This window comes from Nocardia sp. NPDC005998, assembly GCF_040614395.1.
In the GTDB taxonomy this organism is placed as follows: domain Bacteria; phylum Actinomycetota; class Actinomycetes; order Mycobacteriales; family Mycobacteriaceae; genus Nocardia.
This window is the reverse complement of sequence record NZ_JBEXUI010000001.1, coordinates 143,708-156,346: the sequence shown is the minus strand read 5'-3', so window position 1 is coordinate 156,346 and position 12,639 is coordinate 143,708. Positions and strand designations below refer to the sequence as shown.

Sequence of the window (12,639 nt, the reverse complement as noted above, 5' to 3'; positions counted from 1 at the left end):
GATCTGCGGGTGGTGCTCGCGGATCCCCTCGACCGCGGTTCGAGGTGTGATTCCAGTTGCGGCGCGCAAACCGGTGCGGGTCTCGGTGGCGCGCACAGCATACGATCGGGGCGTGACCCAGGTGACCGACCAGCGCGCGACCGTAGCCAAGGCCGTGCCCTCTTGGTCGAGCCCCGCACCACTGCGGCCAACGCCCGATTTCGGGCCGCTCGACAAGATGCAGGGGTGGGTGGTCACCGCCGTCCTCACCGCGATCGCGGGCCTGACCCGGTTCATCATGCTGGACTATCCCACCGACGCGTACACCCCGGTCTTCGACGAGAAGCACTACGCGCCGCAGGCCTGGCAGATCCTCACCGGCGGCGGTGTCGAAGACAATCCCGCATACGGGCTGGTGGTGCATCCCCCGATCGGCAAACAGCTGATCGCGATCGGCGAGTGGATGTTCGGCTACAACGGCTGGGGCTGGCGGTTCAGCGCGGCGCTGGCGGGCACGGTGCTGGTGCTGCTGGTCATCCGGATCGTGCGGCGGATGGCACGTTCCACCATGATCGGCGCGATCGCGGGAATTCTGCTGATCGCCGACGGACTCACCTTCGTCTCCTCGCGCATCGGCATGCTCGACATCTTCATGGCGGTGCTGGTCACCGCCGCATTCGGCTGTCTCATCGTGGACCGCGACGAGGTCAGGGCCCGAATCGCCCTGGTGGACTACCAGGGTCGGATCGACGCGAGCGAATGGGGTCCGCGACTGGGGGTGCGCTGGTGGCGCTTCGGTGCCGGAGTGCTGCTCGGACTCTCCTGCGGCACAAAGTGGTCCGGCATGTACTTCATCCTCGCGTTCGGCATCATGAGCGTCTGTTTCGACGCAGCGGCGCGGCGCACCTTCGGTGTGCGCCGCCCGTGGGTCGGCACGGCGGTGCGCGATATCGGGCCCGCGCTGTACGCGCTGGTGCTGATCCCGCTCGGGGTGTACCTGGCCAGCTACTGGGCCTGGTTCTCGAGTGAGGACGGGGTGTTCCGGTACGCGGTCGGCAATCAGGTCGGTCGCGACGGACCGTGGTCGTTCCTCCCGAACGCCCTGCGCTCACTGTGGTACTACAGCGGCGAGACGCTGCGCTTCCACGAGGGCCTGACCAACTCCGCGGGTAACCATCACCCCTGGGAATCCAAGCCGTGGACCTGGCCGATGGGGCTGCGGCCGATGCTCTACTACTACGCCGACAACGGTGTCACCGGCTGCGGTCAGACCCAGTGCGTCAAGGCCGTCATGCTGATCGGCACCCCGGCGATCTGGTGGATCGCATTCCCGGTGCTGGCCTGGATGCTGTGGCGCAGTGTGGTCCGCCGGGACTGGCGCTATGCCGCGATCCTCACTGGCTACGGCGCCGGACTTGTGCCCTGGTTCTTCACCCTCGATCGCCAGATGTACTACTTCTACGCCGTGCCGCTGGCCCCGTTCCTGGTGATGGGGATCGCGCTGGTCTGCGGCGATATTCTCGGCCCTGCCCGCTCGACGCCGATACCGCGAAGTCCCGCGGGCACCTATCTGCCCGCGGTACCGAGCGAGCGGCGCAGCCTCGGACTCCTCGCGGTCTGCATCTATCTCGGTCTGGTGATCGCCAACTTCATCTGGCTCTGGCCGATCCTGACCGCCCTCCCGATCACCCCGGGCAACTGGCACGACCATCTCTGGTTGCCCAGCTGGCGCTGAGGCCGCGTCTCAACCGACGCCGGCCCTGCCACGGGACCTGCGGCTAAGTCTCCAGAGCCGACTTGACGTACCGCAGTGCCGCTTCGTCATCGAGGCCGAGGCGTCGAATGGTGGCGACGTAGTCGGTCGCGGCCCGGCCCGCCAGATCCTTGGTCGGATCGCCCGAGGATGCGATGAAAGAGCCCTGTCTGCCCCGGGTTTCGACCACCCCGTCGGCCTCGAGTTCCCGATAGGCACGGGCGACGGTATTCGGCGCGAGCCCCAGCTGCGCGGCGAGGGCACGCACGGTCGGTATCTTCGTCCCCGCCGTCAACTCTCCCGAGCGCACCTGCGCGATGACACCGAGCCGCAGCTGCTCATAGGGCGCAATCGACGAATCATGGGTAATGGTAATGGTGAACATCGCAGGCTCACACATCATCTCGCGACAATGGGCAGGACATGCACCGCGGTCCGCCGCGTCCGGAACCCAACTCCGAGCCGGGGATCCGCAGCACCTCGATGCCCGCATCCTCGAGCCGGGTATTGGTCATATCGTTGCGCTCGTAGGCAACAACCACGCCGGGTGCGAGCGCCAGGGTGTTGTTTCCGTCGTCCCACTGCTCGCGTTCGGCGGTGATGACATCCAGTCCGGTATCGATGACCCGCAGCTTGCCGATGCCCATTGCCTCGGCGGCCGCCGGCAGAAACGGATCGGGACCGCGCACGCTCACCCTGGCCTGGTCGTTGCGGCCGCCATAGTCGTCCTCGCGATGAATGGTGAACGCGCACAGCGAATCCCGGACCACCGGGTACATCACGACGGCATCGGTGTCGACCATGGTGCAGACGGTGTCCAGATGCATGGTCGCCCGGTTCTGCGCGATCGGGACGACTAGCACGGTGTGCGCTAGATCGTCGTCGAACAGACTGCGCGCCAGCGCTTCCGCGCCCGCGGGCGAGGTGCGCTCACCGACGCCCACCGCCACCACCCCCGGGGCGAGCAGCAGCACATCACCGCCCTCGATCGGCGCGGTATGCGATTCGTAGGCCCGCCGCACCCCGAGGAAGCGCGGGTGGAACGCATAGATCAGATCCGTCAGCGAGGTCTCGCGCATCCGGGCGGGCAGGGCAAGTGAGGTGATCGCCACCCTCGGGCCGACCCAGAAGGACGAATCCCTGGTGAACAGCAGATTCGGCAGCGGATCGATGACGAAGTCCGCGCCGTGGTGCATGCGGCGCACCAGCGAGGTGTTGTCGCCGCCGAAGGGCAGTTCATCGAAGGTCATCCCGGACATCAGGATGTTGGCCAGTTCCCTGGCCCGGACGCCGCGCAGGAAGGCCGCGAGTTCGTCGGCCAGGGTATGGCCGAGTTTGCGCGCGTCGACGGCCCCGGAGATGCCCTGGATGCGGGCGGCGCCGCTCACCGAGAGGGTTTCGGCGAGCAGATCCGCGAGCAGCAGCACCTCGACGCCGCGCTCGCGCAGTACGCCGCTGAAGGTGTCGTGCTCCTGCTGGGCCCGCTCGACCCAGGGGATGCCGTCGAAGAGCAGTTGATCGTTATTGCGCGGAGTCAGCCGCCGCAGCTCGTCGCCGGGCCGATGCAACAGCACCGTGCGCAGGGTGCCGACCTCGGAGGTGACCGCTAGCCGCCCGCCCGGTTCACCGACACCACCCAGCCCACTGCCCGCTTCGTCCGCACCGCCTTCGTGCCCCGCCCGCACCGCGTCTGCTCCCATGATCCGACCGTAGTTCGCCGAGGGCGTAAGAGCACGCAATTGGGTGTGCCCGATTCTCACCCCAGCACACCCTAACCTGAAGTATTGTTCAGGTGAATGGAGGAGCGTGATGTCGACAACCGATTGGCGGGCGAAGGAGCTGACCCCCGGGCAGCTGTCCGAGCGTAGCGGAGTAGCGGTCTCCGCGTTGCACTTCTATGAACGCGAGGGTCTCATCACGAGCCGTCGCACGAGTGGAAATCAACGCAGATACGCGCGCGAAACGCTGCGCCGCGTCGCCTTCATCCGCATCTCGCAGCGGGTCGGCATTCCGTTGAGTGAAATCCGCGCCGCCCTGGACAAACTCCCCGAGGGCCGCACGCCGACCCGGCGCGACTGGGAAACCCTGTCCACCACCTGGCGCGCCGACCTAGACGACCGCATCACCCAGTTGACTCGCCTGCGCGATAACCTGACCGGCTGCATCGGCTGCGGCTGCCTCTCGCTCGGCAGCTGCCGACTGGTCAATGAACACGACCGCCTCGGCGAGCAGGGTCCCGGTGCCCGGGTACTCGATGTGACGCTCAATTGCCCTTCGAAACCAGCAGCCTGTTGAACCGATCACCGATGCGGCGCATGAGGAATTCGTACGGGTAGGCGAATTTGCGCGTCCACCAATAGCCGAAACGAACATCGAAAGAGGTGTAGATGAGGAACTGATTGCGCTCGATACCGCGAAGTATCACCGTCGCAACATGTTCCGGCGTAACGGCGTGTTCGGTGAACGCGGCGGTGAGTCGCTGGATCCGTCTGTCCTGCTTGTCCACACCGACGAGTTCGAAGGTCTGCACCAAGGGCGTATTCACCGCGCCGGGCACCACCAGATGCACTGAAATGCCGTGGCGCTGTAGGTCGAATCGCAAAACCTCGGAGACGCCGCGGATGCCGTACTTGGCCGCACTGTAGGCGGCATGCCATGGCAGTGCCAGGATTCCGGCCGCCGAGGAGACATTGACCAGTGCCCCACCGCGTTTCGCGCGGACCATCGGCGGCACGAAGTTCTCGATCACGTGGATCGGGCCCATCAGGTTGACGTCCACCATCTTTCGCCAATGCCGGTGCTCGAGATTCTCGACCGTGCCCCAGGTGGAGGTGCCCGCGATATTCATCACGATATCGAGGCTGTCGAATTCGGCGTGCACATCGGCCGCGAAAGCGGTGACCGCGGCATAGTCGGTGATATCGAGGGCACGCGACGCCAGGACCACACCGCCCGCCTCCTTGATGGTGCGCACCGTATCCTCCAGCCCTTCGGCATTGATATCGGTGAGCACCAGTTCGGCTCCGGCCGTTGCCGATGCCAGTGCGGTCGCCCGGCCGATTCCGCTCGCCGCCCCGGTAACGAGCACCTTCGCGCCCCGCACTGTCTTCCCGCGACCAAAGCCAAGCACACCGGATCCCATCTCGAATAGCGTGAATCGGTGCTCCGCACGTTACGCGGCGAACGCGCTGCTCTGAAGCCCGGGCGAGGTTTAGAGTGCGGAACCGACCCGCCCGCGACACGCCGGGGTTTCGGACTACCGCCCCAGCACCGCCAGCATCCCCGCGACGGCTCGCGGCCAGGTGAACTGCTCGGCCCGGTTGCGCGCCGCCTTCCGACGCCCGGCGGTCGGCAGTGCGAGCACATCGGTGACCGCCTGGGCGAACGCGGTCGGCCGATCGGCGGCGACCGCGCCGCATTCGGCGGTCACGATATCGGCGAGCGCCGAGGACCGGCTCGCGACCACCGGGGTGCCCGCGGCGAGCGCCTCCAGCGCGGCGAGGCCGAATGTCTCGTGCGGACCGGGCGCCAGTGATACATCGGCGGTGGCGAGCAGCTTTGCCACCATGGCCCGGTCGGTGATGAATCCGGTGAAATGTACGGCGGGCAGTCCGCCCGGCAGCGGCGGCAGAGCGCGGGCCCGGCGCTCCAAGGCCTCCCGCCGCGGTCCCTCTCCCGCGACGACCAGCCGGGCCTCCACGCCAGCCTTCCGCAGCGCCCCGATGGCCTCGATACTGCGATCCACCCGTTTCTCCACCGACAACCTGCCGCAGTGCACCAGCAGCGGATGGCCGGGTACGCCGAGATCGGCACGTAGTCGGTAATCGCGGCGGCGCGGACTGAACAACTCCAGATCCACCCCCAGCGGCACCAGTTCGACATTGGGCGCATCGATGCGCAGGAACTCCGCACGCGCGAATTCCGTTGTGCAGACCACGATGTCGTAGTCGTCGGCGGTGCGGCGATTGGCGATATCGGCGCAGCGGCGCGCCACCGGCCCGGGCATGACCTGGCCGAGTAGTCGGTCCAGGCGTTCATGGGAGATCATGACGCTGGCCACGTCGCGGGTGCGCGCCCAGCGCCCGAAGCCACGCAGCGTCAGCCGATCCGATACCTCGAGCACATCCGGCCGCAGCCCGGCCAGCACATCGGCCACCCGCCGCGGATCCGCCGCCCGATATCCGCCGGTCCACGGAATGGCCAAGGCGGGCAGGGTTATCCGTACCGCTCCGGTCGGCAGTATCTCCTCGGCCCGGCGCGGTCCAGGCACAATGAGCACCACCTCGTGCCCGGCGGCCACATAGCCCTCGCCCAGATGATGCAATGCGGTGCGCAGCCCACCCGACCGCGGACCGTAGAAGTTCGCCAGTTGCACGATGCGCACATCGCCGATCGTGCAGCGAATCGGGTTCCCCCCGGAACCCATGCGCCCAACGGCGCGTGAACACCCGTGAAAGACCCTGCTAACGGGCACGCCCTGGCGCATTCGGACAGCCGGGTATGCCCGCCCACTCCCTATTCATCCAGATCGCACCACACCTGGATGAGTCCATGAACTGAGTCCCCGTCCACGGCTCGCGCCTGTTCGGGCCGAACGCGAACCCATCTCCCGCGAAGCGGACCAGGAGCAGTAGTTCGCTGGAGCTGTGCCGACCGTCGTTTGCCAGTTCGACGCATGCACGCCGGAAGTCTGCGGCGGCATCGGGATGCATCTCCGGAATCCCGCGCAGCCAGCGGTCGAGCGGGGGCACAGGTGCCAGCCCGTCCCGCACCGCAATCCGACCAGCCGTCCGGACCTGTACCGGTCACGCCCGGGTTGTACCCCGGCCCGCCCGGGGCAGATCGAGATCCAATGGGATCCGGCCGACGGCCAGATGGGCTTCCACCTCATCGGCGGGCATCGGCCGCGCGATCAGGAACCCTTGGGCCCGATAGCAACCCAAGCCGACCAGGGTGCGCGCGGCCACCGGCGTCTCGACGCCCTCCCCGACCACGCCGAGCCCGAACGACCCGGCCAGCCCGATAATCGATTTCACGATCGCCAAATCGTCGGTGCTCGCGCCGAGGCGCTGTACGAACCCGCGGTCGATTTTCACCGCGTCCACCGGAAGTGCCTTGAGGTGCGAGAGCGAGCTGTAGCCGGTGCCGAAGTCGTCGATGGCGATCTGCACGCCCATCCGCTTGAGCCCGCGCAACGTGACCTGGGTGCGCGCCAGATCCTGCACGACCACATGTTCGGTGATCTCCAGGCAGACCGAACTGCCATCGATGCCGAACAGCCGCAGCATGTCCTCGATCCGCTCCACGAAGTCCAGGCTGACCAGCTGAACGGGCGAAACATTGATCCGCATGACCACATTCGCCGCCAGGCCGCGCCTGCGCCATTCGGCGAACTGGGCGCACGCCGAGCGGATCACCCAGCGCCCCAGTTCACCAGCGAGATTGGTGGCCTCCGCGACCGTGACGAACGCACCGGGCGGGAGTAAGCCCCTGGTCGGATGCAACCAGCGCACCAGCGCCTCCAGCGCGACGACCCGGCCGGTGCGCAGATCGACCTCGGGCTGATAGTGCAGCAGCAGCGATCCATCCGAGACCGCGCCGCGCAGATTCAGCTCCACATCGTCCTGTAGTTCGAATTGCGCGCGCATGGCGTCGGTGAAGACCGCGACACCGTTGCCACCGCCCGATTTCGCCGACAGCAACGCATGATCGGCCCGGCGCAGTACATCGGCGACCGTGGTCTCACCCGGAATACCCACCGCGACACCGACGCTGGCGCCGCGGCTGACCGATTCCCCGCCAACGGTGACCCGCCGTCCGATGAGCTGCTGGATTCGCGTCGCCTCCAACTCGGCCGCCACCGCGTCCATCGGTTTGGCGGGCACGATGACGAATTCGTCGCCGCCGAGCCGGGCGATCATGTCATTGGGATCGAGATTCTCGCGCAGCCGCGACGAGAGTGTGCGAATGAAATTGTCCCCCGCGGTATGTCCCAGAAAATCGTTGAGCGCTTTGAGCCGATCGAGATCGAGGAAGAATGCGGCCACCGGGCCGGGACTGCCCTGTCGCAGCCGCTCCTCCATATGCTCGAGCAGTGCCCGCCGGTTCGCCAACCCGGTCAGATCGTCGTGCAAGGCGATATAACGTAATCGCTCCTCGGCCACCACACGCGCCTGCAACTGGGCGAACAGTGCGGCGATCGCCTTGAGCACGTTCAGTTCTCTGGTGCTCCAGTCGCGATCGCCCTGTTTGATGAATCCGAGCACGCCGGTCGACTCACCGCGTGACAGCAGCGGTACGGCGGCCATGGCGACCTGTGGAATGCCCGAGGAGCGCCGGATGGTCTCCTGATAGTCGGCGGATTGCTGCGATGGACGCACAATGATCGGTTCGGTGGCGTATTCCAATTCGCGGAACACCGAATCCGCGTGCTCGAAATGCACGATCTTCAGCGGGTCCGGATCCGGTACATCACCGCGATGCGGCCACTCCGCGATGAGTACGGTCGCCCGCTGCTCTCTATCGGTATGGCGTAGGTAGCTGAAATCGACGTCGAAGTGATCGACCAATCTGGCCAGCACACGTTCACTCGCCGCCACCATCGTCGTGGCGTCGACGCCCATCAACTCCGAGGCGACCTGGGTCACCAGTGAGTCGAGCGTTCGCCGAGGCACCTATTCTCCGATCGCGCTAGCTGCGGTTGCCCGCGCCCGGCACTGGAAGCCGCCTGCTGCGGACCGTGGCTGCTGCCGCATAGCTCAGGCGAAGCACCAATGCCATGATCTCATGCCCAGGCACTCCCAGCAGGTCCAGGAAACGGCCCTGAAGTGACGTTAGTGTATCCGCGAAATCCGGGGAAATCCCTCTCAGCTCGTCGGGGTGCCGCGAATAAAGGAATAACGGCGAGACCGGCTGCACCGCGAGACCGAGCCGTTGCGCCTCGATCCAGACCCGCTGTACGGCCGCGCCACCGCGCGCGTAGTCGGCCAATGAGACCGATGCGGACCCGGATCGACGCGGGAACGTCACTGCCAGCAGCGCCGAACTCGACCGCACTCGGTCCCGGGTGTACTCGCCGAGCGCGTTCCCGGCGGACCATTCGCGCAGCCGATCCATGACATCCGAGCGCACGCCGATCCGGATTTTGGCCTGCTCATCGGCGGCCAATTCCATACTCCGAATATCGATCCCGGTGCGCGGATCCGCACCGGGCCAACGCAGTTCGCCGAACAGCTCCTGGTGCAGGCGCGGAGTCAGATAGCGGATGCGATCGGATTCGGACAGTAGCGCGGCCACGGCCGCGAGTTGGTCGGGTGCGGTGACGGCACGGACCATTCCGTCCGCGTCGGCGGCCGCTGCGCGCAGCGCGGGCAGGATGTGCTCGGCCAGCGGTGCGGCCGTGCCGAGGCGGCGGTTCGTCTCGCGGGTGAGCGCGTCCGGATAGTCGCTGGCCAGCGTCGGATCGGTGCCGTCGCCGAGGTGTAGCACCGCGGTCAGCGCGGTGGCGTCGTCCTCGATGAACTCGAAATCGCCGAGTATGCCGTGCGCGGCCGCGGCGGTACGGGCGTTGTAGAGCGCGGCACCGATCGATACCGCGCTGCCGCGATAGCCGATATCCAGTGCCGACGAGCGGGTTCGGGCGAGTTCGATGCGCAGGTCGCTCCCCTCGGCTCGCAGCGACCACGGCTGGGTATTACCGCCCGAAGGGGCACGCTGCGCGCATTCCAGCACCATGTCGAAGGCGGTTCCGTTCGATTGCGGCGCAACGCCTTCCAGAGCCGGATATTCGTCGGCCACCTTCTCGCAGCCGGGCTCCGGCTCGGCCAGTTCGTCGAGGCCGCGCTCCAGATCGAATCGGGTCCGCCCCGAGGACAGCTTCTGTCCGAGCCCGATCCGGCGCACCGCCGACGCCACGATGGCCGCACCCAATTGCACATCGCCGCCGAGCTGCGGCCAGGTCGTCACGGTTTCGTCGATCTCGACCAGACTCGCCGCCATCCGGGCCGAGAGTTCCTTCGGATCCAGGATCCGCATGACATGCGGCGCCTTGTCCTTGGTGGACAGCCCGCGCAGATCGGCCCCGACGGTCGCGCCGAGCAGACCGTGGAACGGCGGACGGTCCGGTTCGAGGTCATAGCGCTCGACATCGAGCAGCCCGCGATCGCTGGTATCCATCAGCAGCGGAATGCGGTGGCGCCGTGCGCCTTCGCGGACCGCGAACTTGATATCGAGCGAATCGCATTCCTCGACCACGATCGATAGCCCCCGCATGAACTCGTCGACGGTGTCCTCGTCCACACCCGCGGGGTAGACCTCGACCGGCAGATACGGATCGAGTTCGGCGATCCGGCGCGCGGTCACGACCGCCTTGTTCACCCCGATATCGAAGATTCCGGCAGGCACCCGATTCAGATTCGACAGTTCGATATCGTCGAAATCGGCCAGGCGCAGCCCGGCGCAGGTGCCCTCCAGGGCCAGCGCGTAGGCGACCGCGTGGCCGACGCTCTGCCCGACCACACCGATCGTCTGACCGGCACAGCGCAGCTGTTCGGCGCGGGTGAGCTTGTTCTGATTGCGGTCCAAACGGATTGCCCGGTACGTCTTTTCGCCGGGCAGCCCGACCAGTGTGCGCCGCCACGGATAGTAAACCCATCGGTCGGTTTCTGGGCCGCCGAGATCCACCGGCGGCCGGCGCACCTTGGCGAGTTCGGCGCGCAGCACATCACGCAGGTCGAGAATGCGGACCTGCGGCGATTTCCGCAATTGCACGAGGATCTGCGCGTCGGCTACGGCCATCTCGTCGAGAATCAACGGGCGGTGCTCCGCGGTGAGGTCACCGTTCATGCCTGCGCCAGTCCTCCGATCCCTGATCCACCCGAGGGAGCCCGACCGTGCGGCGACAGCCAAGCATCCAGCGCCGCACGCTCCAGCGCGATCAACGAACTCTGCAACTTTGTGGCTAATGACCGATAAGTCCGAGTATCCCACCACATCGGGATGGTCCGATAACGGTCGTCGGGATAGGGCACAGACGGTATCCGATCGGCGACATATCCACCACTCGAGCGGTACAGGCCGACATTCCGCGTGGCAGTGGTGATGAAACCGAACCGGGCATCGAGCAGCCACGCGGCGTGCACGACACAGCGCGACACCGCGGCGGCGAGCGCGGCACGCTGCTCGGCCGCCCGTGCAACCCAGACCGCTTTCACCTCGACAACACCCCCTGGTATCCGGTCAGCAACCATCGCCCGCAACTCGGCGGCACCGGGGCGACCAGCCCAGGCGCCCAGGGCGCGCACCTCATCGGCGACGCCGTAGGGACCCTGCGCCCGCAATCCCGCGACGACCGCGCCGGTCGAGTCGACAGCGGCGAAGAACAACGATGTCGAGCTGCCGTCGACGACCCTGTCGTATTCCAAAGCGTGATCAACGCCGTAGTGCCGGTAAACCTGCAGCGCGCCATGCAGATAACGGCGCCACAGATCAGGATGAGCCTGCGGAGTAGCGACATGAAAGGCATAACCGGAATGCATGTCGCGAAACCGCAACACCTCGGCATCGCGTGTGCCCCCGGGGCCGACTGCGATTGTTTCGACAGTCATGGTGTTCCTACTCCATTTGCTACCGCGCATCCGCGCAGTCATCGAGCCGGTCCGGCAGACTCACCAGACGACTCGCCGATCAGGTGAGTTTGCCTAGGGCAGTATCCGTCATCCGACAAGAATTGACCAGATGTCTGGTTAATCTCCCGAAAACTATTTGGGCGGACCGAAATCGCCGCAGGTCAGACGGCTCGAACAAGCCATCGAAAGGAATAGAGAGACCAGTCGGTACTGACAGAGCTAACGTTCGGCAAACTTAAACCAGGATGGAGATGAACAGTTCGACCGACTCCGGCCCACGCCAGATCTCGATCTCTTCACGGTAGGCCCGAGTGATCTCGGCGGAGGCGGTCGCATCGTCGACCTGGGCCCAAACGTCCTCGACCGGATCGTGATAATCCCCGTTCGGCTCGAACCGGGCGTAGACACCCTTGGGTACCTTGACCAGTACGTCACCGACCGGAACCGCACTCGGATCCGAGTACTCGAAACAAACAACAGCGTTGTAGTTCCCGGCCGGATCCGGTACATACACCGTATACATCGGCTGGTCGGCGCCCGCGCGGTCGCGCAGCCGATCCTTGAGGAATTCGATCAGATCGCTATTGCTGACCTTGAAGCTCGGACGTACCCGTGGCACCACCAGGCCGCCGTAGATGGCCTCGCGGCGCACCACGATCGCATAGGTCATGACCGCGCCTCGCTGCCGCTCCGCCGCGAGATGCCCTGTGCCATGGTCGGTTCGCTGCGCTCACTCACCGCGCATCGACCGCCAGGTAGAGATCGATCTTGTACGCGTGCGGATAACACTCGAAGTCACCGCTGTAGGTGCGTTTGATCTGGTTGTGCTCTTCGGCATAGGCGATCTGCGTCCACAGGTCGGTCATCACCTGCGGAAAGTTACCGACCGAGGAGAAGCGGGCATAGGTGCCGCGCGGCAGCCGGGCCACCAGGTGACCGCGGGTGACATTGCCGAAGGACGCGCACTCATAGCCGACGATCTGAGTGTTATAGGTGCCGAGTTCACCGCTGTAGTCGGTATAGGCGCTGGCCAGCGGGCCGCCGAGTTCCTGATGCAGTACCGCCGCCCACGCGGCCTCTAGATCGTGGTCACGCAGTTCCCCGAGCGCACGTTTCGGGCTGCGCACCGGTAGTCCGGCAACCCACGTCTCGTCTCGCTCGACGATTTCAAACTGCATGAAAAGACTCTTTCGAGGTGAATCCGGGGGCGTTGCCCGCATCCGGTCGGCCAGAAAGGCCATGCTATCAACTCGCCCACGGTGGCCAGGCTCACATGTCCGG

Annotated in this window: 11 protein-coding genes; 2 read left to right on the top strand and 9 right to left on the bottom strand. The window is 66.1% G+C overall.

The genetic code is table 11. The features are described from left to right. The first annotated feature begins 112 nt into the window (after positions 1-112). Positions 113-1,714, top strand: coding sequence for a phospholipid carrier-dependent glycosyltransferase (locus tag ABZ293_RS00750; RefSeq protein WP_355176629.1), 1,602 nt, complete (start codon positions 113-115; stop codon positions 1,712-1,714). Between the two features lie 43 nt (positions 1,715-1,757). Here the strand turns inward: ABZ293_RS00750 and ABZ293_RS00745 are convergent, their stop codons facing one another. Together ABZ293_RS00745 and arcA are read right to left on the bottom strand one after the other, a co-directional pair. Beyond that, positions 1,758-2,117: a GntR family transcriptional regulator gene (locus ABZ293_RS00745; protein ID WP_355177110.1), complete on the bottom strand. Its 360-nt coding sequence runs from the start codon at positions 2,115-2,117 to the stop codon at positions 1,758-1,760. A gap of 7 nt (positions 2,118-2,124) precedes the next feature. Further along, positions 2,125-3,432: an arginine deiminase gene (gene arcA, locus ABZ293_RS00740; RefSeq protein WP_355176627.1), complete on the bottom strand. Its 1,308-nt coding sequence runs from the start codon at positions 3,430-3,432 to the stop codon at positions 2,125-2,127. A 109-nt stretch (positions 3,433-3,541) separates the two neighbouring features. Between arcA and soxR the strand changes: the two genes are divergently transcribed. Continuing rightward, the gene (gene soxR, locus ABZ293_RS00735; RefSeq protein WP_355176626.1) at positions 3,542-4,027 is read left to right on the top strand and encodes a redox-sensitive transcriptional activator SoxR; all 486 of its coding nucleotides are present in this window, start codon (positions 3,542-3,544) and stop codon (positions 4,025-4,027) included. Here the strand turns inward: soxR and ABZ293_RS00730 are convergent. The 7 genes from ABZ293_RS00730 to ABZ293_RS00700 all read right to left on the bottom strand — a co-directional run bounded on the left by ABZ293_RS00730 (position 3,996) and on the right by ABZ293_RS00700 (position 12,536). Beyond that, positions 3,996-4,874 (bottom strand): SDR family oxidoreductase, encoded by an 879-nt coding sequence (locus ABZ293_RS00730; RefSeq protein WP_355176624.1) that lies wholly within the window; start codon positions 4,872-4,874, stop codon positions 3,996-3,998. The genes soxR and ABZ293_RS00730 overlap by 32 nt on opposite strands. 114 nt (positions 4,875-4,988) lie before the next feature. Then, entirely contained in the window at positions 4,989-6,116 is a 1,128-nt protein-coding gene (locus tag ABZ293_RS00725; protein WP_355176622.1) for a glycosyltransferase, read from the bottom strand. Positions 6,117-6,537: 421 nt separating this feature from the next. Then, positions 6,538-8,355: an EAL domain-containing protein gene (locus ABZ293_RS00720; protein WP_354959799.1), complete on the bottom strand. Its 1,818-nt coding sequence runs from the start codon at positions 8,353-8,355 to the stop codon at positions 6,538-6,540. Positions 8,356-8,422: 67 nt separating this feature from the next. Continuing rightward, positions 8,423-10,576, bottom strand: coding sequence for an Rv1355c family protein (locus ABZ293_RS00715; RefSeq protein WP_355176620.1), 2,154 nt, complete (start codon positions 10,574-10,576; stop codon positions 8,423-8,425). Further along, positions 10,573-11,337 (bottom strand): hypothetical protein, encoded by a 765-nt coding sequence (locus ABZ293_RS00710; protein ID WP_355176618.1) that lies wholly within the window; start codon positions 11,335-11,337, stop codon positions 10,573-10,575. Before ABZ293_RS00710 ends, ABZ293_RS00715 begins: the two co-directional genes overlap by 4 nt. Before the next feature lie 256 nt (positions 11,338-11,593). Further along, positions 11,594-12,028, bottom strand: a complete 435-nt coding sequence (locus ABZ293_RS00705; RefSeq protein ID WP_354959785.1) for an effector binding domain-containing protein — start codon at positions 12,026-12,028, stop codon at positions 11,594-11,596. A gap of 64 nt (positions 12,029-12,092) precedes the next feature. Then, entirely contained in the window at positions 12,093-12,536 is a 444-nt protein-coding gene (locus ABZ293_RS00700; RefSeq protein WP_355176616.1) for a GyrI-like domain-containing protein, read from the bottom strand. Positions 12,537-12,639: the final 103 nt, after the last annotated feature.